General features: G+C 57.6%; 16 protein-coding genes. 10 read left to right on the top strand and 6 right to left on the bottom strand.

All coding sequences use genetic code 11. The annotated features are described in order from the left end of the window. The first annotated feature begins 73 nt into the window (after positions 1-73). Positions 74-652, top strand: a complete 579-nt coding sequence (locus tag GOX21_RS04525) for a DUF924 family protein (protein ID WP_170375763.1) — start codon at positions 74-76, stop codon at positions 650-652. Here the strand turns inward: GOX21_RS04525 and GOX21_RS04520 are convergent. Further along, positions 649-1083, bottom strand: a complete 435-nt coding sequence (locus GOX21_RS04520; protein WP_170375761.1) for a hypothetical protein — start codon at positions 1081-1083, stop codon at positions 649-651. The two genes, GOX21_RS04525 and GOX21_RS04520, sit on opposite strands and share 4 nt — an antisense overlap. A gap of 216 nt (positions 1084-1299) precedes the next feature. Here GOX21_RS04520 and lpdA point away from each other — a divergent pair, with 216 nt between their 5' ends. Beyond that, entirely contained in the window at positions 1300-2694 is a 1395-nt protein-coding gene (gene lpdA / locus GOX21_RS04515; RefSeq protein WP_170358935.1) for a dihydrolipoyl dehydrogenase, read from the top strand. A 144-nt stretch (positions 2695-2838) separates the two neighbouring features. On the opposite strand, the gene GOX21_RS04510 is transcribed toward lpdA, so the two are convergent. Beyond that, entirely contained in the window at positions 2839-4224 is a 1386-nt protein-coding gene (locus tag GOX21_RS04510; RefSeq protein ID WP_170358934.1) for a M20/M25/M40 family metallo-hydrolase, read from the bottom strand. Positions 4225-4544: 320 nt separating this feature from the next. Here GOX21_RS04510 and hemA point away from each other — a divergent pair, with 320 nt between their 5' ends. From hemA to ispG, 3 genes are all read left to right on the top strand, one after another. Beyond that, the gene (gene hemA, locus GOX21_RS04505; RefSeq protein ID WP_170375759.1) at positions 4545-5768 is read left to right on the top strand and encodes a 5-aminolevulinate synthase; all 1224 of its coding nucleotides are present in this window, start codon (positions 4545-4547) and stop codon (positions 5766-5768) included. A gap of 128 nt (positions 5769-5896) precedes the next feature. Continuing rightward, the gene (locus GOX21_RS04500; RefSeq protein WP_170349025.1) at positions 5897-7108 is read left to right on the top strand and encodes a helix-turn-helix domain-containing protein; all 1212 of its coding nucleotides are present in this window, start codon (positions 5897-5899) and stop codon (positions 7106-7108) included. Positions 7109-7179: 71 nt separating this feature from the next. Then, complete coding sequence (gene ispG / locus GOX21_RS04495) at positions 7180-8301, top strand: flavodoxin-dependent (E)-4-hydroxy-3-methylbut-2-enyl-diphosphate synthase (protein ID WP_170358927.1); 1122 nt, start codon at positions 7180-7182, stop codon at positions 8299-8301. A gap of 21 nt (positions 8302-8322) precedes the next feature. On the opposite strand, the gene GOX21_RS04490 is transcribed toward ispG, so the two are convergent. From GOX21_RS04490 to GOX21_RS04475, 4 genes are all read right to left on the bottom strand, one after another. Further along, complete coding sequence (locus tag GOX21_RS04490; protein WP_170375756.1) at positions 8323-9393, bottom strand: agmatine deiminase family protein; 1071 nt, start codon at positions 9391-9393, stop codon at positions 8323-8325. A 195-nt stretch (positions 9394-9588) separates the two neighbouring features. Continuing rightward, the gene (locus GOX21_RS04485; RefSeq protein ID WP_170349022.1) at positions 9589-10476 is read right to left on the bottom strand and encodes an FkbM family methyltransferase; all 888 of its coding nucleotides are present in this window, start codon (positions 10474-10476) and stop codon (positions 9589-9591) included. Positions 10477-10665: 189 nt separating this feature from the next. Further along, positions 10666-11424 carry a DsbA family protein gene (locus GOX21_RS04480; RefSeq protein ID WP_170375755.1) on the bottom strand — a complete coding sequence of 253 codons (759 nt, stop codon included), beginning with the start codon at positions 11422-11424 and terminating at the stop codon, positions 10666-10668. Continuing rightward, entirely contained in the window at positions 11421-12803 is a 1383-nt protein-coding gene (locus GOX21_RS04475) for a M48 family metalloprotease (protein WP_170375749.1), read from the bottom strand. The genes GOX21_RS04480 and GOX21_RS04475 overlap by 4 nt, the downstream gene beginning before the upstream one ends. Here GOX21_RS04475 and GOX21_RS04470 point away from each other — a divergent pair. The 5 genes from GOX21_RS04470 (at position 12802) to GOX21_RS04450 (ending at position 20622) form a co-directional block, all read left to right on the top strand. Beyond that, complete coding sequence (locus GOX21_RS04470; protein ID WP_170375747.1) at positions 12802-13965, top strand: pyridoxal phosphate-dependent aminotransferase; 1164 nt, start codon at positions 12802-12804, stop codon at positions 13963-13965. The genes GOX21_RS04475 and GOX21_RS04470 overlap by 2 nt on opposite strands. Positions 13966-14031: 66 nt before the next feature. Continuing rightward, positions 14032-15252, top strand: coding sequence for an N-acetylmuramoyl-L-alanine amidase (locus GOX21_RS04465; RefSeq protein ID WP_170375745.1), 1221 nt, complete (start codon positions 14032-14034; stop codon positions 15250-15252). Positions 15253-15347: 95 nt separating this feature from the next. After that, positions 15348-17834, top strand: coding sequence for a penicillin-binding protein 1A (locus GOX21_RS04460; protein ID WP_170375743.1), 2487 nt, complete (start codon positions 15348-15350; stop codon positions 17832-17834). Positions 17835-17924: 90 nt separating this feature from the next. Beyond that, complete coding sequence (gene prfB / locus GOX21_RS04455; RefSeq protein ID WP_170349016.1) at positions 17925-19049, top strand: peptide chain release factor 2; 1125 nt, start codon at positions 17925-17927, stop codon at positions 19047-19049. 172 nt (positions 19050-19221) lie between these two features. Next, positions 19222-20622 (top strand): amidase, encoded by a 1401-nt coding sequence (locus tag GOX21_RS04450; protein WP_170375741.1) that lies wholly within the window; start codon positions 19222-19224, stop codon positions 20620-20622. The last annotated feature ends 5 nt before the right edge of the window (positions 20623-20627 follow it).

Genomic DNA, 20627 nt, shown 5'->3' with positions numbered 1-20627 from the left:
CTGTTACAATCCTGAAAAACATCCTTAAATGACCTTACGTCCCTGGGGAGGGCAACACGACGGAGTTAGGGCAATGGTAGGGCCTGAAGAAGTATTGAGTTTTTGGTTAGATGAGATTGGTCCCGAAGGTTGGTATCTACAGGACGATGCCTTGGACGCAGACATTCGCGAACGGTTTTTGACCACCTGGGAAGCCGCGAATGAAGGCAAATTCTCTCTTTGGTTGACGTATCCTAGTGGGTCACTGGCCTACATCATTTTGATGGACCAGTTCCCGCGCAACATGTTCCGCGGCAGCGCCAAGGCTTTCGCGTCAGATCGCGCCGCATTGTCGGCCGCGAAATGTGCGGTGGACAAGGGGTGGGATCTCAAGATCGACGAACCAGCGCGGCAGTTCTTTTACCTGCCGATGATGCATTCGGAAAATCTGTGTGATCAGGAACGCTGTGTCCGTTTGATGTGCCAGAACATGAGTGACAGCGATAAAAGCAATCTGCTGCACGCACGAGCACATCGTGAGGTGATACGCAAATTTGGGCGTTTCCCTTATCGGAACGAAGCACTGGACCGTCCGATGACCGAACACGAAGCCGCCTATGTCGACATGGGTGGATATGGTTCGACGGTACGCGAATTGCAGGCGTCCCTCTAGGACTGCGGCACGCAACCTCGAATGGCAATAATTCGGTCGGCGACCACGTCGGCCGATTTCTCTATGGCGGAATTGATCAGCTTGTCCGGAGAGTCGGTCAACTCAGCAATGCTGGCTTGCGCGCCTTGCATTCTTTGTTCCAGATTATCCAGTTTTACCAGCGCCGTGGATATCCGTAGTTTTTCGGCAATATCTGTGACTGAGCCGCTTGATTGCACCTCGGCAAGATCATTGCGTAGCGCCGCAAGTTCCCCCCGAACGCCAAGAATTTCGTCCTTCAAGGGCGCGATAACCTGGACTTTTTCCGAGAAGACCGTGGTGACGCCCTCGACTGTCGATGCCAGTTTCCAGCCTAGAAATAAGCAAAGAGCCACGAGGATGAGTGTCGCGTTGAGCAATGCAAGCAGCAGATCTTTAAGTGTTTTGGCCATTGTAAGCCTCTCGAATGATTTGCGTTTATGAAATGGCGGGCGAACCCGATATCTATGTTCTAGCCATTGAAGGATGCCCGGTATAGGCTGAAAACCGCATAAACTGATACCGATGATCCCACGTCGTATTTGTCGCGGGAATGGTGTGTTGATGCGTTTCGGAAATTAGTTTAATGGTAAACTAAATTTTCAACCGTCCTGCGCCGAGAGGGAAACATGGCTGCACAATCTTTTGATCTGATCGTAATCGGCGCTGGTCCGGGCGGCTATGTCGCTGCCATTCGTGCGGCGCAGCTGGGCCTGAAAACGGCCGTGGTTGAACGTGAGCATCTGGGCGGCATCTGCCTGAACTGGGGATGTATCCCTACCAAGGCACTGCTACGTTCGTCCGAAGTGTTTCACCTGATGGAGCGCGCCAAGGATTTCGGCCTCAAGGCGGACAAGGTCGGATACGATCTTGATGCTGTCGTTAAACGCTCGCGCGGTGTGGCGGCGCAGCTTTCAGGCGGCATCGGTCACTTGCTGAAAAAGAACAAAGTCACCGTGGTGATGGGGCAAGCGACGATTCCTGCTAAGGGCAAAGTCTCGGTCAAAACCGAGAAAGGAACCGAAGAGCTGACAGCCAAAAACATCGTACTGGCCACCGGCGCACGAGCGCGTGAATTGCCGGGGCTTGAAGCTGATGGCGATCTGGTCTGGACCTATAAGCACGCGCTGCAACCGCCGCGGATGCCCAAGAAACTTCTGGTCATCGGCTCGGGCGCGATTGGTATCGAATTCGCCAGCTTCTACAACACGTTGGGCGCTGACACGACCGTTGTCGAAGTGATGGACCGCGTGCTGCCGGTGGAAGATGCCGAGATCAGCGGGCTGGCCAAGAAGGCCTTTACCAAGCAAGGCATGACCATCATGGAAAAAGCGATGGTCAAGCAGCTGGATCGGGCCAAGGGCAAGGTCACCGCGCATATCGAAGTGAAGGGTAAGGTCGAAAAGCACGATTTCGATACCGTGATCTCTGCCGTGGGGATCGTCGGGAATGTCGAAGACCTTGGGCTTGAGGCTTTGGGCGTGAAAATCGACCGCACCCATGTTGTAACGGATGAGTTCTGCCGCACCGGAGTTGATGGTCTCTATGCGATTGGTGACATCGCGGGCGCACCGTGGCTGGCGCACAAGGCAAGCCACGAAGGCGTCATGGTCGCCGAACTGATCGCAGGCAAACACGCGCATCCCGTAAAGCCCGAAAGCATCGCCGGCTGCACCTATTGTCAGCCGCAAGTGGCTTCGGTCGGATACTCCGAAGCAAAAGCCAAAGAGTTGGGTTACGACATCAAAGTCGGTCGTTTCCCCTTTATCGGAAATGGCAAGGCCATTGCGCTGGGTGAACCCGAAGGTCTGATCAAAACAGTATTTGACGCCAAAACCGGCGAATTACTGGGGGCCCACATGATCGGTGCCGAGGTGACCGAGCTGATTCAGGGCTATGTGGTTGGTCGTCAGTTGGAAACCACGGAAGAAGACCTGATGAACACGGTCTTCCCGCATCCGACACTCTCAGAGATGATGCATGAAAGCGTTCTGGACGCTTATGGAAAGGTCATCCACATGTAATCTGCGGTGGGTGGGGACTTTGCCCCCCGCCGCCCGTTCCGGGCGACTCCCCCGAGATATTTATAGCCAGATGAAGCAAGGGATCCTTAACTTCATCTGGCCGAATACACCTCAGAGCGCGAGGCAGAGCTTCGCTTGGACTCATCAGCGCGTCAGCGCGTCCAGAATGCGAGCCCAGGACCGGATGCCTTTGTGAAAGCTTTTCACGTCGTATTTTTCGTTCGGGGAGTGAATTGCATCGTCATCGTTGGCAAAGCCAACCAGCATCGAATCCAACCCAAGTTCAGTATTGAAATAACCGACGACGGGGATCGAACCACCCATCCCGGTGAACACGGCTTCGCGCCCCCATTCGTCCGACAGGGCGCCGCGGGCGGCTTCGAACTCGGGGCGGTCCAGATTCATAACCGAAGCGGGGGACCCGTCTAGATCATTGTCCCAGTCGACCTTGGCGTCGGGTGACAGACGCTCTTGCACATGTTTGCGGATTTTGGTGCGCAAAGCGTCAGGGTCCATGTCACCGACCAGACGGCAGGTGATCTTGCAGTGTGCCTGCGACGGGATCACGGTTTTCGAGCCTGCACCATTGTAACCGCCCCACAACCCGTTAACCTCGAGCGTAGGGCGCGCCCATTGCTGTTCCAGCGTCGAATACCCTTTTTCGCCATGGGGTTGCGAATAGCCGACCGAGCTTAGGTACTCGACCTCGTCAAACCCACAGTTTTGCCACTGGCGCAGTTGCTCGGCGGGCACTTCGTGAACGCCTTCATAGAACCCCTCGACCGCAACACGGCCGGTTTCGTCGTCATAGAACGAGGCGATGATCTTGGACAATTCCCGCAGGGGGTTCAGGCCGGGGCCGCCGTAATGGCCCGAATGCAGATCGATGCGGGGGCCGGTGATAGTAAATTCATCCTTGAGCATGCCGCGCAGTTGCGAGGAAATTGACGGTACGCCGCGAGATACCATCGAAGTGTCGCACACCAGTGCCAAGTCAGCTTTCAGTTCGGCCGCGTTTTCCCGCAGGAAAGGCACCAGGGACGGCGATCCTGATTCTTCTTCACCCTCGAAGAAAAAGGTGATGCGGCAGGGCAGGGAGCCATTGACGGCCTTCCAGGCCCGGCAAGCTTCGACAAAGGTCATTAGCTGGCCTTTGTCATCTGACGACCCGCGCCCACGAATGACAGGGCCGTTGTCGGTGTCTTCAATCGCAGGATCGAACGGGTCGCGTTTCCACAGCTCAAGCGGATCAACGGGTTGCACGTCATAGTGCCCGTAAAACAGCACATGCGGTGCGTTGCTGTCCTCTCCGACATGGCCGACGACCATGGGGTGGCCGGTGGTTTCACGCTTTTCCGCTGCGATGCCAATACTTTGTAGGTCAGCGACCAACCAGTCCGCGGCTTGATCCACTTGCGCGTCATAGGCCGGGTCGGTCGAGATGGATGGGATGCGCAGCAGCGCCATCAGGCGATCGATTGAGGTTTGCAGATCAGTGTCGATGCGGTTCAGAACGGCGTCCAGCGACATGGGGTTCTCCTGCTTTCAAGATTTGGCAGAACCTATCAGCGCAATCGGCGCCGTCCAGTGCGCTTTGGCGGGAATATGATATAATATCGGAAACTCCGAGTGGCGCCTGCGTCGTTTCCTCGCGCCCGATGGCCGTAACTTTACTTGTCGATGCGAGTGCGAGGGGATATTTGATGCAAATCAAATGTGTGATCCCAATGTTGTCTATACGTACGGGGCACAAGGGAACGCATTGGCGTATAATCGGATTCGTCCGGTGAGAGCGTCAGAAATTTTGTCCGACTACAAATGCAATGGGTCGGGCATGTAAGGAGATACCGGTGGACTATACTGCTCAGCTCGATACAGCGATTGCCAAGCTGCATGATGAAGGACGTTACCGGACCTTCATCGACATCGAACGTCGCAATGGTCATTTCCCGCATGCGGTGCGGACCCGCCCGGACGGGTCGCAGCAGAATATCACCGTGTGGTGCGGCAATGACTATCTGGGCATGGGCCAGCACCCGGTTGTTCTGAACGCAATGCACGAAGCCGTTGACGCAGCCGGCGCCGGTTCGGGCGGGACCCGCAATATCTCGGGGACGACCGTCTACCACAAAAAGCTTGAGGCCGAGTTGGCCGATCTGCATGGCAAAGAGGCCGCGCTGCTTTTCACCAGTGCCTATATCGCCAATGACGCGACGCTCAGCACATTGCCGAAATTGTTCCCCGGCCTGATCATCTATTCGGACGAGTTGAACCATGCCTCGATGATCGAGGGCGTGCGCCGCAATGGTGGGGCCAAGCGTATTTTCCGTCACAACGATGTTGCCCATCTGCGCGAATTGCTTGAGGCCGACGATCCCAATGCCCCCAAAATGATTGCGTTTGAATCGGTCTATTCGATGGACGGCGATTTTGGTCCGATTGAAGAGATTTGTGATCTGGCTGATGAGTTTGGTGCGCTGACTTATATCGACGAGGTCCACGCAGTTGGCATGTACGGCCCGCGCGGTGGCGGCGTGACTGAACGCGATGGCCTGGCGCATCGTATCGACATTATCAACGGAACCCTTGCCAAAGCCTTTGGCGTAATGGGCGGTTATATCGCAGCCAGCGAGAAAATGTGCGATGCCGTGCGTTCTTATGCACCGGGCTTCATCTTCACCACCTCGTTGCCGCCTGCAGTGGCCGCAGGGGCAGCGGCTTCGGTCGCTTTCCTGAAAACGGCGAGCGATCTGCGTGAGCAGCATCAGACACAGGCCAAGATCCTTAAGCTGCGGCTCAAGGGGCTGGGCATGCCATTGATCGATCACGGTACACATATCGTGCCGGTGATTGTTGGAAATCCGGTACACACCAAGATTCTCAGCGACCGGCTGCTTGATGATCATGGCATCTATGTTCAACCGATCAACTTCCCAACTGTCCCGCGCGGAACCGAGCGTCTGCGCTTTACCCCATCTCCGGTACATGGGCCTGACGAAATGAACCGTTTGGTACAGGCGATGGACGAACTTTGGTCACATTGTGCGCTAAATCGCGCCGAACTTGCCGGTTAACCTCACGCTAAAGTGTGCAACGCGTTTGCCGCGTGTTAAGCTTAGGCTAACAAAAGTATCGGACGAATCGTTAATGGGATGATTCGCCGTTAGCGCGAAACGCGCGCAGGCAGAATGGGGCAGCAGGGATGATTGGGCGCAGATCTCAGCGCGATTCCAAGGACGAAGCCGACGTCAGGCCAAAGGGTTTTGATGATTACGAAGTGCGGCTTGGTGACAGAATGCGCGGCGAACGGGCAACGATGGGCAAGTCCCTGTTGGATGTTCAGCGCGAACTGCGGATCAAAGCCAACTACATAGCTGCAATCGAAGACGCCGATCCTGACGCGTTCGACACACCCGGCTTCATTGCCGGGTATGTGCGTTCTTATGCCCGGTATCTGGGGATGAACCCGGATGAGACTTTTGCTGCCTTCTGTAAGGAAAGCGGGTTCGAGGTTGCGCATGGCATGTCGGCCGAGGCTTCGGTTGTTCGCAAGCCCACGGGCGCGGTTCCGGCGCGCGGTCCGATGGGGCGTGATCCGTTTACCTCGCCCAACACGCCATACATTCCCGGTCGCGAATCCCTTGTCAGCCAGATTGAACCGCGGGCTATCGGCTCGTCACTGGTTCTGGTCGCAGTGATCTGCGGCATTGGCTATGGCGGCTGGTCGGTGCTGAACAAGATTCAGCAGGTACAGGTAAGCCCGGTCGAACAGGCCCCGGTGGTTCTTTCCGATCTCGACCCGCTGGATGCGGCGCGCGACAGTGCCGAAACTGAGGTTGCCGTTGCGGCCACCCCCAGCGCCGAGGCGTTGGACCGTCTGTATCGCCCACAGGCGCTGGACGTTCCTGTTCTGGTCGCCCGTGATGCTCCAATCTCTACCTTGGACCCGCGCACTGTGGGCACCTTCCTGCCACAGGAATTGCCAAAGGTTGAGGTCGCCGAGGTCCACACTGTCGAACGCCCGGCCTTGCCGCAGGTGGTCGAGCAGATCGACACCACCTTGAAAATTGTCGCCGTAAAACCAGCCTGGATGCGGGTCACCGCAGCTGATGGAAGCGTAATCTTCGAAGGCACCCTTGGCACGGTGGAACAAGGTAATGTGTTCGAGGTTCCGCTGACGGAAGAGCCGCCTCAACTGCGCGCGGGTGCTTCGGGTTCGGTGTTCTTTTCGATGAACGGCGAACATTACGGACCGGCGGGCGCGCCGGGGACCGTCGCCAAAGGCGTTGTTCTGTCCAAGGACGCGGTTGCCGAAACCTATGCGGTTGCCGATCTTGAGGCTGATCAGAACAGCGCGCTGAAACAATTGGTGGCTGAACTTCAGGCACAGGTTTCAGAAGACCCCGCCGAGTGATCTAGCCATTGCGGTGTCCTGACAGGCGGACTATCTAAAGACGCAACTTAGGTTGTCTTGGACCCGTCCTCATGTCGCTCAATCACGTTCGCCCGTGGCGCAATATCTACCGCCGCAAGTCCCGTCAGATCATGGTTGGGGATGTTGCTGTCGGTGGTGACGCACCCATTGCCGTTCAGACGATGACCAACACGCTGACAACCGATGTTGCGGCGACCGTGGCACAGGTGCAAGCCGCTGCCGAGGCCGGTGCCGATATCGTACGTGTGTCTGTCCCGGATGAGGCGTCATCAAAAGCCCTGAAAGAGATCGTACGCGAAAGCCCGGTGCCGATCGTCGCTGACATTCATTTCCATTATCGCCGTGGGATTGAGGCTGCCGAGGCTGGTGCTGCCTGTTTGCGGATCAATCCGGGCAATATCGGTGACGAAAAGCGCGTGAAAGAGGTCATCAAGGCGGCGCGCGACCACAATTGCTCGATCCGGATTGGCGTGAATGCGGGCAGTCTGGAAAAGCACCTGCTTGAGAAATATGGCGAGCCTTGCCCCGAAGCGATGGTCGAAAGCGGGCTGGAGCATATCCGCATCCTGCAGGACAACGATTTCCACGAATTCAAGATCAGTGTGAAGGCCAGCGACGTATTCCTATCCGCCGCTGCCTACCAGGGTATTGCCGAGGCCACCGACGCCCCCATTCACCTAGGGATCACTGAGGCCGGAGGGCTGGTGTCCGGCACCATCAAATCGGCCATCGGGCTGGGTAACCTGTTGTGGATGGGTATTGGCGACACAATCCGTGTCAGCCTGTCTGCCGATCCGGTCGAAGAGGTGAAGGTGGGTTATGAGATCCTGAAATCTCTGGGCCTTCGCCATCGCGGCGTGAACATCATCTCATGCCCGTCCTGCGCGCGGCAGGGGTTCGACGTGATCAAGACGGTCGAGGCGCTTGAGCAGCGGCTGGAACACATCAAGACCCCGATGAGTCTGTCTATTATCGGCTGCGTGGTCAACGGCCCGGGTGAGGCCTTGATGACCGATGTCGGCTTTACCGGCGGTGGGGCTGGGTCGGGTATGGTCTATCTGGCGGGCAAGGCCAGCCACAAGATGTCCAACGACCAGATGATCGACCACATCGTTGAAGAGGTCGAAAAGAAGGCAGCCGAGCTTGACGCCGCGCAGGAAGCGGCAGAATAACTTAACCTCGGGTGGGCAGTTTTAGATCGCAGGCATCTGCTGTGTTGCACAGTGAATCCCGCCGCCAGATTGCCCTAATACGTCCACGTTCAGGGCAACGACCTCGCGCCCAGGATAGTGGCGAGCAATTGCATCTTGCGCTAGTAGGTCGGTTTCAATATCGCCGAACTCAGGCATGATCACACCATTATTGCACACATAATAGTTCACATAAGACGCGACGAAATCCAGGTCTCTGATGCGCGGTGAATGGGGCTCTGGGATCACCTCGATTTGCAGCCCTTCGGCGGCCAATCGGTCATGTGTATCCAGTGCAGCCAGATGAAACGGGTCCCGCATGTCGGGCTCATCGGGCAGGTTCATCAAAACGCGCCCCGGCCCCGTGAAACGAGCCAAAGAGTCGATATGGTAGTCGGTGATATCTTCGCCCCATACCCCCGCGGACCAGATCATGCGATCTGCTCCGTATGCGGCCAGCAAGCGCGTTTCGATCTGGTCCCGCGATAGGCCGGGATTGCGGTTCTTGTTCACCCATGAGCTTTCATGCGCCATGAGCAACCCGTGCCCGTCCTGTTCAACCCCTCCAGCCTCGCCTTGTAAATCGCTTGGCAGCAGGGACAGGTCCAAGTGTTCCGCTACGCGACCAGCGATGCGCGCGTCATGCGTATGGACCTGCTTCTTGCCCCAACCATTGAATTGAATCTGACGGATCGCCAACTGACCGCTTTCATTAACGACGAATACCGGCCCAGAGTCGCGACACCAAAGATCTTCGGTCGGAATGTCCCAGAGTTCGATGGATGGCGAGAGTTTTCGCTTTGCCGATGCATGCTCAGCCGCAGAAGCCAGCATGACCACGGGCTCAAATGCGGATATGGCGTTGGCTATGTCGGCGATGATCTGTTGCGTGTCTTCCAGATGGGCTGCATCCCAATACACCCGTCGGCTGTTAGGCCATTGCATAAAGGTGCGCTGATGGCGGGTTTCCTCGGCGGGTACAAAATAGCCCAAGTCCGGTTGCGATGCAGAGTGATTGGACCAACTCATCAATCCCAGCGCGCCTCCGGTCAGGATCAAATGCCTTCTGTTCATGGCAATCTTATATCGGTTCCCGGACGTTAAAGCACGTCATCGTTTCATGGCCCGAAAGTAGTTAGGGTTTTGGACCTTCCTATTGACGCAGTGTAGGCTGGCCAGTGCGAAGGCTTGCAGGGTCGAACCCTTAGGGTCAAAGGCATTGGCATTTCGCACCATCCCTGACCCAGTTTCCCCGCATAGCGGATGACCTTACTTGATGGATGAGTGCTTGGCGTGCAGATCAAACCATCCAACAACAACAGCAAACAGGTTGTCAGGGGAAAGGCCCGCGGCAATATTCAGCCCTTCTTGAACCTTTACAGCATCTTCATAAGATATCCATTTTCCAGGTATGTCTTCACCAAACACACCCGATGCACTGGTTATAAACTTGTGATCGGGAACCGGTCCGTGCGGCGATGAAGGTGAAATCGTTTGGTGCTCTACATATTTCTGGTTGGAAAACTTGAACCTGTCATACCCGTTCTCGTGCAAAGTCTCGAGCATATCCAGGCTTCCGTTTTCAACCGACACATATTTCGGCAGATTGGGCAGGTTCATAATTTGCGAAAGCGCAACGCTGTCAAGGCCTTCTATGTCGATCTTAACGTAAAGGATTTGCTTGGAAACCGGCCCCAATTCCTCGGAAAGATCAACCGCCGGAACAACGATCTTTTCGGCCCCGTCCTTCCGGCTTCCGATCCGCTCATTGACCGAGCTCCAGGCCGAATTGAATTTGTTTACGTAGAAAGTGACTTCATCCGATGTGCCGTCGGTTACAGCAAAATTTCTGATATCGACGCCGTCCACGCCCAGGTCTTCGAAATGCTTGGTTACCGCAGCGCACAAATCTGGGATGGCTTCTACGGCGATGACGTTGAACCCTCTTTTACGGTAATAGACCGTGTCTTTACCGTCATTCATGCCGATGTCGACGATAATGCTTTCGCGGGCTTCGGGATACAAAGATTGAACTGAAGTTCCGTCTTCCTTAGGCAATGGCTTGGCAATCGGTTTTTTCTTGCCACGCAGAACACGACCTGCTTCGCGTACGCTTCGCGCCGCGCGGGACAGTCCAGATTTCTTGTTATCGCTCATGCGTGCCTCTGACTTTGGATAAATTACTTTAGCGTGTTCAATGCCCGAGACCAAAATCTCGTTCAACACAAAAATTTGGATTTCAAACCTAGATAGGTGTGCGTGGCAATAGGTTGCTGAACAAGTCCGACCTATTGCCCGGATACTTACACCAAAAGCGAGAGGGGGGCGGGTGAACCGCCCCTTTACTCAGCCTTGTTCAGCGCGCACGCCTTTGGCGATTTGCAGCATTTGATCCGCAGGAAGGAAGCCGCGCAGCATTTCGGTGCCCAAAACAAACGACGGCGTTCCCGAAATCTGCATCCGTTGTGCCAGGGCGCGGGTGCGGGTGATCTCATCGGTCACCTGATCGCTGTCCATCGCCGCGACGATTGCATCGCTGTCCAGACCCAAACCATCGGAAATACGACGCAGAGAAACCTCGGTGGGTTCGCCGCCAAATTCCAGCAAGGCGTCGTGAACTTGCTTGTATGCGTCGTCGCCGGCCACATGTTTGGTCGCCACCGCAAAGCGCGAAGACAGGACCGAAGCTTCGCCCAGGATCGGGAATTCCTTGATCACCAAACGGATATTGCCGTCCTCAGCCAGCAGGTCGGCCACTTCGGGCACCGCACGGCGGCAATAGCCGCAGCGGTAGTCCATGAATTCGACCAGAGTAATGTCGCCTTCTGGATTGCCACCCACCCAGCTATAGCCGTCATTGAACAGTTCTTCGGCATTGGCGGCCACTAGTTCTTGGTCAGCGGCGGCCTCGGCAACCGCGTTGCGTTGTTCAAGGATGTTGATCGCCTCGATGATCACTTCGGGGTTCTCCAGCAGGTATTCGCGCACCTGGGCGCCGAATTCTTCCTTTTCCGAGGCGCTAAGCGCGTTCAAATCCAACGCTTGCGCAGGGCCAGTGATCAAGGAAAGCCCCAGTAGGGCAGGTGCTGCATGTCTGAGGATCATTTCCGTTTCCTTTTTGCTTTCTTAGCGCGTTCGGAGGCAATCAGCATATCCTGCGCCCTTTGCCAACCCGGAGAGCCTTCGGGCAATTGCCCTAAGGCCCGTTTTGCGTGAATACCCGCGTCGGCCAACCGGCCGCGCAAGGCATATCGTTCAGCGGTCACGACCGAAGCCATGCCATTATTGCCGACCTTCGCATATGCGACCCCGAGGTCCTGCATCAGTCGGGCATTTCGGTAATCTCTTTGACGTGCCTTTACAAGCATTTGCAAGGCGTTCTTTGTCTGACCTTGCGCCAGCAATGCACGCCCGTACCCAGCCAGGATCAACGCGTCATTCGGGGCCATTTCAACAGCTTTGCCATAGGCTTTCACGGCGTCCTGCATTTGCCGGTTTTCCAGTAAAATCTGGCCCTTAAGCTCATAGTAAAACGGATCATTTGGGCGAATGGCCAGGGCGCCATCTATGGCGGCGCGGGCGTTGGCCAGATCATGGTTCTGATGATAGGCCGATGCCTCACGCATCAGGCGGATGTCTTGCGCGTCTTCCTCTTTTGCGCGTCGCATGGTCCATGTTGGGGATCGGAGGAAAGCCGACAGCTTACCCTTGACCCGCGCGAACCAGTAATCGGCATTTGGGTCCGATTTGGACCAGTCGCCAGATTGCGCTAGAAACCTTTCGGCCACGCGCAGGCGCTCGCGGCTGGTGGGGTGCGACCGCATATAGGGGTCTTGATTGACCGCATTTAGCAACTCTTGGCCTGCGAATTTTCGATGCAGTTCGACCATCCCGATGGGCGAGATACCGGCCCATCGGAGGTAACTGGCGGCGCTTTGGTCGGCCGAGGATTCTTCGGCGCGGGTATGTCCCAGAAAACTGCGCAGGGCAGCACTTTGGGTTCCTGCGGCAATGCCTACTGCGGCCTCACCACCTCCGGCGGCAGCGGCAATTAGGGCCAGCGCAGTCCCTAACCCCGCCTTGCGTTGCGCCGCGCGCAGGTTTTGCGTCCGCCGGGCCAGATGGCCATTGGCGATATGCGCGGCCTCGTGCGCGATCACGGCCTGCAGCATTTCAGGGCTTTCGACGGTCAGGATCAGCCCGTAATTCAGGTAAATCGCGCTGTAATCGATGACAAAGGCGTTGAACGTGCGATCATTGACGACAAATATCTTGACCCGATTGGTGTTCAGCCCGGCCGCACGCAGGATCGGAAAGGCCAGTTCGCGCAGCCCATGTTCGATATCGGGGTCTCGGATCAGGCCCTGAGCGTTTGCCGGAACAAGGCTTGCCATCCATGTCACTGCCACCAGCAACAGGGTCGGGATTGACGCCACCCTGGATAAGCGTTCAAAAGCCATGGCTGAAACATGGGAGATTGGCATGAGAAACTCAACCCGGTCCGGGGTCGATCCCTTTATCGTGATGGACGTGATGGAGGCCGCGCGCCGCGCCGAAGAGGCCGGGCGCCACATAATCCATATGGAGGTCGGCCAGCCCGGCACCGGTGCGCCTAAGGGGGCTGTTAAGGCTCTGGGGAAGGCCATGGAGCAAGCCCCGTTAGGTTATACGGTCGCGTTGGGATTGCCTGAGCTGCGGCAACGGATCGCACGTTTGTATGGCGATTGGTATAATGTTGATCTGAACCCCGAACGCGTTGTGATTACTCCGGGATCTTCTGGCGGATTTCTACTGGCTTTCACCGCGCTGTTCGACAGCGGTGACCGCGTCGGCATCGGCGCGCCGGGCTATCCGTCTTACCGGCAGATTCTGAAAGCACTGGGTTTGGTGCCGGTTGATCTGCCCACTGCGCCGGAAAACCGCCTGCAACCGGTGCCCGCAGATTTCGCAGGGCTTGATCTGCAGGGGCTGATGGTCGCGTCACCTGCCAATCCGACCGGTACCATGCTGGATCATGCGTCAATGGGCGCGCTGATCGAGGCCGCGCACGGGCAGGGAGCCTCGTTCATCAGCGATGAGATTTACCATGGTCTCGAATATGAGGCCAAAGCCGTCACTGCGCTGGAACTGACGGACGAGTGCTATGTGATCAACTCATTCTCGAAATATTTCTCGATGACCGGCTGGCGTGTTGGCTGGATGGTCGTGCCCGAGGATCAAGTGCGCGTCGTCGAGCGCATCGCCCAGAACATGTTCATCTGTGCGCCCCATGCCAGCCAGTTGGCAGCACTAGCCGCGATGGATTGCGACGTGGAATTGCAAGCCAATCTCGACGTTTATCGCCGCAATCGCGCGTTGATGTTGGACGGTTTGCCCAAGGCCGGGTTCACCAATATCGCGCCGCCCGATGGCGCATTCTATGTTTACGCCGATGTCTCCGACCTGACCGAAGACAGCCGCGCCTTTGCGGCCGAAATACTGGACCAGGCCGGGGTAGCCGTGACTCCGGGGCTGGATTTCGACCCAGTGCGCGGGCACCACACACTGCGGTTTTCCTATGCGCGATCAACGGCCGATATCGAGGAAGGTCTGATGCGGCTTCAGCGTTTCATGGTTGAACGCGGTGCGATCACAACTCCGGCGTAACCCGTTCACAAATTAGCTTCGGTCCGCTAGTCTGACCGCCAAACGATCTCGGGAAAACTTGAGGCCATGAGCAGGATTTTCTACGCCATCGCGCTGATCTGGGCGCTGAGCAGCGCTGCGCTCGCGCATGATTTCAGCGCGCTTGCGCGGGTTTTGCCCGACGATAGCCGCATAACTCAAGATGGCCGCGCCGGAGTTCGCGTTGAACTTGGCCTCAGTCAGGGCGTTCCTTACCGTGTCTTCACACTGCGCGATCCGTACCGTGTCGTGCTGGATTTTCAGGAGGTCGACTGGACCGGCCTGGACGCCGACACTTTCCTGCAAACCGACCGGATCAGTGGTGTGCAATTCGGCGCCTATGTTCCCGGCTGGTCGCGCATGGTGTTGGAGCTGGGCGCACCACTGGCCGTTGATACCTCTGACTTGAGGGTGGATCAGGTCAATGGAACAGCGCACCTGTCGCTTGGTCTGAGTGGCACTGATTTCGACAGCTTCGCCGCCAGCGCCGGGGCACCGCGCCAGCCAGGATGGGACCTGCCGGAACCGTCGGTGACGCCTGCCAAACCCGATCCAAGCGGAACACGCCCTTTGCTGGTGATGCTGGACCCAGGCCACGGCGGTATTGATCCGGGGGCCGAGGTCGCAGGAACAAACGAGAAGACCCTGATGCTGACCTTCGCGCGCGAGTTGCGGGAAACACTGCTGCGGGCCGGGGGATATCAGGTGGTGATGACCCGTGTGGACGACCATTTTGTCAGCCTCGAACGACGCATAGCTCTGGCGCATCGGGCGGGTGCGGACGTGTTCATCTCGCTTCATGCCGATAGTCTCTCCGAGGGTCGCGCGCATGGTGCGGCGGTCTATACGCTGTCCGACGATGCCTCGGACGTTGCCAGCCACAAATTGGCCGAACGTCACGATAGGGGCGATCTGATCTCGGGCGTGGACCTCAGCGGTGCCGACGACCAGGTGGCCGACATCCTGCTGGATATCGCGCGGCAAGAGACCAAACCACGCACCGACGCGTTGGCGCGGGCCGTGGCCGACGGGATGACGCAGCAGGGCGGGCCAATGAACAACAGACCGATCCGCACGGCATCTTTTTCTGTACTAAAGGCGGCGGATATCCCGTCGATTTTGGTCGAGCTTGGGTTTCTGTCCAGCCCCAGAGATCTAAAAAACGTCACGAATCCAGAATGGCGCAAACGGATGGCGCGCGGAATCCTGGCCGGGCTAGAGCAATGGCGGCAGGACGATCTGGTTAAACGCGCCCTGATTGGGCAGTGACCCTGCGGCGCAAACCGGCTAAAATTGGCCATCGTGTTTTGACCCTGCGCCGGGGCACCACTATATAGGCGGCAGCGCGAGTAAAAGGCAGTAACGTGATCCGTTTCATTCTTTCGTTTTTCGGGGCGATCTTCAGCCTCGTCACCCTGGGTATCTTCATGGCTGCGCTGGTGATCGGCGCGGTGTTCTGGATGTATGGGCGCGACCTGCCCAGCCATGAGTCGCTGGCGCAATACAAGCCGCCGACGATCAGCCGGATTTATTCGGGCGAAGGTCAACTGATCGACGAATTCGCGCAGGAACGCCGCTTGTTCACCCCGTCCGAAGAAATTCCCGACCTGGTGAAGCAGGCTTTCATCTCGGCCGAGGACAAGAACTTTTACACGCATCAAGGCTATGACCCGCGCGGCATCATCGCTGCCGGTGTCGAGGCTGTGAAATCCAAGGGTGAAAACGTGCGTGGTGCGTCCACGATCACGCAGCAGGTGATGAAGAACTTCCTGCTGTCCGGCGACCGCCGGGCCGAGCGCAAGATCAAGGAGATCATCCTCGCCACCCGGCTTGAGGATACGCTGGACAAGGAACAGATTCTCGAACTCTATATGAACGAGATCTTTCTGGGCCAGAACTCGTATGGTGTGACGGCTGCGGCGCAGACCTATTTCAACAAGACGTTGCAGGAACTGGCCCCGCATGAGGCGGCCACACTGGCCGCAATGCCCAAAGCGCCGTCCGATTACCATCCAGTTCGCCAGAAAGAACGTCTGCTGGCGCGCCGTGATTACGTGCTGCGCGAAATGCACCAGAATGGCTATATCGATAAGGCGACCTATGAGTCCGAGGTCGACCAGCCGCTGCGCTCGGTCCAAAACGGTGACTTCGAAAGCTTCCGCACTGCGCTGCCACCGCGTGACTATTTCACCGACGAAATCCGCCGCCAGTTGAGCGAGGATTTCGGCGAGGGTGAGTTCTTTACTGGCGGCTTTACCGTCCGCGCCTCGGTGGACGAAGAGATGCAGGTTGAAGCGGCCAAGGCCCTGCGTACCGCGCTGCAGAAATACGACCGCTCACGCGGTAAATGGCGCGGCACGAAAGAAGTGATCGCCGAAGATAAACTGACCGACGAAGCCCAGTGGCGCGAGGCGCTGGCGATATTGGAAATCCCGCGCGACGTAGTGCTGCCAACGCGGTGGTATCCGGCGGTGGTTTTGAACGTGGCCGATCAATCCCTAACGGTCGGTATCGAGAACGGCCCAGCCGACGGCGTTGTGCCCCGTTCCGATATCAAATGGATGCAGGGCGATTTCGCCGCCAATTTCAAACGTGGTGACGTCATCCTGGTCATGGCCGGCGAAGAAGGTCAGTGGTCGGCGCGTCAAATTCCCGAAGTACAGGGCGGATTTGTCGCGATGGACGTGAATTCGGGCCGGGTTCTGGCGATGCAGGGCGGGTTCTCGTATCAGGATACGGTGTTCAACCGCGCTACGCAGGCGCAGCGCCAGCCGGGATCCAGCTTTAAGCCTTTTGTTTACGCGGCGGCACTGGACAGTGGTTATAGCCCAGCAACAATCGTGGTGGATGCCCCGATCGAGGTGAACACGCCGCAGGGTTTGTGGCGGCCCAAGAACTCGACAAACAAGTTCTATGGTCCGACGCCACTGCGCACCGGGATCGAACAGTCGCGGAACCTGATGACGATCCGTCTGGCGCAAGAGGTTACGATGCCGGTTGTCGCGGGCTATGCTGAACGGTTCGGCGTTTACGACCGGATGGGTGCATTCCTTGCCAACTCGCTGGGGTCCGAGGAAACCACGCTATACAAGATGGTCGCGGCCTATGCGATGTTCGCCAATGGTGGCGAACGGGTCGAGCCCACTCTGGTCGACCGAATTCAGGACCGGTTCGGCAAGACGATTTACCGACATGACGACCGCCAGTGTGTGGACTGTAACTCTAGCTGGCTTGAGCCGGACGAGTCGCCCACGATCGTGACCGATCGCTGGCAGGTTATGGATGCGATCACCGCGTATCAGCTGACGTCGATGATGAAGGGCGTGGTGGATCGGGGAACTGCGTCGAGCGTCGTTAATCTGCCCGTGCCCACAGCGGGTAAAACCGGTACGACCAACGAATCCAAAGATGCGTGGTTCATCGGCTTTACGTCCAATATCGTGGCCGGTTGCTATATCGGGTATGACCGCCCGCGCCCGATGGGACGGGGGGCCTATGGCGGCACAATGTGTGGCCCTGTTTTCCAAAGCTTTATGGAAAAAGCTGTCGAGAAATATGGCGGCGGTCCGTTTGAAGTGCCCGAGGGTGGCCACTTTATCAAAATCGACCGTTTCAGTGGCGCGCGCCTGCCAGCGGATGCGACCGGGGATTATGTCGTTGCCGAGTATTTCCGCGATGGCGTCGACGGCTTTATTGACCGCGTGTATGACGGCGGCTTTGCGGTTGGTTCGGACCTGCCGCTGTTCGAAGAGGTCAACACCGGCCGTCAGGTGACCACATCAACCGGGAATACCGTCACTGTTGGCCCCAATGCCAGCCAGGGTGATCTCTCGACCGGTGGGCTTTACTGATAACCGATATGTTTCGGGGCTCCGCTGTCTTGTGGTGCCCCGAACCTCTTGCTATCACGCAGGCCTGATTGAGCAAGTTGGGACAAGACCATGCGCGCCGAAACCCAGAATACCGTGGCGGAAATTGAAAAGTCGCTGGAGCTGCTGGCGCAGCGTATGGACTATGAAACTGCGCCCCACCGCCTTGAGGAATTTAATGCGCGCGTCGAGGACCCCAACCTTTGGGACAACCCCGAGAACGCGCAGAAACTGATGCGCGAACGTCAGATGTTGGTTGATGCCATCGAAACCTATGAAACCATCAAAACCGATCTAAGCGACAATATCGAATTGATCGAACTGGGAGAGATGGAGGAGGACGAAGAGGTTGTCACCGACGCCGAAAACGCCATCAAAAGCCTGAAGGCCAAAGCCGCCAAGAAAGAGCTGGAGGCGCTGCTGGATGGCGAGGCCGATGGCAATGACACCTTCCTTGAAATCAACTCGGGCGCGGGTGGCACGGAAAGCTGCGACTGGGCCTCGATGCTGGCGCGGATGTATGTGCGTTGGGCCGAGAAAAAAGGCTATACCGTCGAGCTGCAATCCGAGACCTCGGGTGAAGAGGCGGGGATTAAATCCGCCGCCTACAAGATTTCCGGTCATAACGCTTATGGTTGGTTGAAATCCGAAAGCGGCGTACACCGGCTGGTGCGGATTTCACCTTATGACTCGGCGGCTAAGCGGCATACGTCGTTCAGCTCGGTCTGGGTTTATCCGGTGGTTGATGACAATATTGAGATCGAGGTGAACCCCTCGGACATCCGTATCGACACATACCGGTCCTCGGGCGCGGGCGGTCAGCACGTGAACACCACGGACTCGGCAGTTCGGATCACGCACATTCCGACCGGGATCGTTGTAACCAGTTCCGAGAAGTCGCAGCACCAAAACCGCGATATTGCGATGAAAGCGCTGAAGTCGCGCCTGTATCAGCAAGAACTGGATCGCCGCAACGCGGATATCAACGCTGCGCACGAGGCCAAGGGCGACGCGGGCTGGGGTAACCAAATCCGGTCCTATGTCCTGCAACCTTATCAGATGGTGAAGGATCTGCGCACCAACCATGAGACATCAGACACCAAGGGTGTGCTGGATGGTGATCTAGATGGGTTTATGGCGGCCACACTGGCGTTGAACGTGGCTGGCAAAAGCCGGTCCGAGGCGCAGGGCGACTAGGACGGACAGGGGCTTTGCCCGGTCTCCGCAAGCAATGCCTCCCCCGATATATTTTTAGCCAGATGAAGCGGATCCCGGTTTTCTGTGGGAACGGAAAAGATTCATTTAAACAGTGGGTTTAAATGGGGGGATGCCCCGGCTAGGTTGACCTTGCAAAAGGGATGAGCCTGGGATGAATCTGAGCCAAGCAACTGCAAGTGACCTGTTGAACACGCTGACGGACCGGCAGGTGTCGGCGCAAGAGGTGATGCAGCAAACGCTGGAGCGGATTGGCGAGGTCAACGAGGCCGCGAACGCCATTGTGGCTTTGCGCGAGCGGGATGATTTGATGGCCGAGGCCCGCGCTTTGGATGCTGGTCCAATCCGTGGCCCCCTGCATGGACTGCCGATTGCGGTCAAAGATCTGGTGAACGTGGCGGGGATCGTAACATCGCAGGGATCTCCGATTTTTAGGGATCACGTTGCGCAAAGGGATGATCTGATTGCCGCGCGGATGCGGGCGGCCGGAGCGATCCTGATCGGCAAGACCAATGTTCCCGAATTCGGGCTGGGGTCCCATACTTTTAATCCGGTCCATGGCGCGACGACGAACCCTTATAATCCGGCCCGGACCTGCGGCGGGTCATCCGGCGGCGCGGCGGTGGCGCTGGCGACCGGGATGGTGGCGCTTGCGGATGGGTCAGACGCGATGGGCAGCCTACGCAACCCGGCGGCCTGGAACAATGTTTACGGGTTTCGGCCAAGTTGGGGGCGGGTGCCGTCGGAACCGGTAGGTGATGGCTTTCTGCACCAGCTGTCCTCGCTTGGCCCAATGGCGCGCAGCCCCGAGGATCTGGGCCTGTTGCTGGACGTGATCTCAGGGCCGGATGTGCGGCAGCCGTTTGGTGGGGCCACCCCCATAGTGTCGCCGGTGCAGGCGGCAGACATGCGCGGCGTGCGGATTGGGTGGCTGGATGACTGGGGAGGGGCTTATCCATTTGAGGATGGCATACACGCGCAATGTGAAAGTGCTTTGAATGTGTTCACTCAGCTGGGGGCCGAGGTCATCCCCGTTGCGCCGCCATTTGAGGCTGAGCGCCTTTGGGAGAGTTGGATAACCCTGCGATCCTGGAGCGTGGCCGCAAGCCTTGCGCCGCTTGCAGATCAACGTGACGTGCTGAAAGACACGGCGCAATGGGAGTTGGACCGAGGGAAGACTCTGACGGCGATGCAAGTGCATGAAGCCAGCGTCATCCGGTCCGAATGGTTTCGATGCCTGGCAGAGTTAATGCGTGATTATGATGCCATGGTGTTGCCGTCTGCGCAGGTTTGGCCCTTTGAGATTGAGACGCCATACCCAACGGAAATTGCGGGGCGAGGGATGGATACCTATCATCGGTGGATGGAGGTCATGGTGCCAGTCAGCCTGATCGGCTTGCCCTGCCTGTCAGCACCGGCGGGTTTTGGAGCCAACGGATTACCGATGGGAATTCAGGTGTTTGGTCCACGCGGCTTCGACGCCCGCATCCTGTCGATTGGCGCAGCCTATCACGCCGCCACCATGTGGCCGCAAAAACGACCGGCCCAACCGTAGGGTCG

It is taken from the genome of Ruegeria atlantica (assembly GCF_013032005.1).
GTDB lineage: Bacteria > Pseudomonadota > Alphaproteobacteria > Rhodobacterales > Rhodobacteraceae > Ruegeria > Ruegeria atlantica_A.
This window is presented reverse-complemented; position numbering and strand designations above follow the sequence as displayed.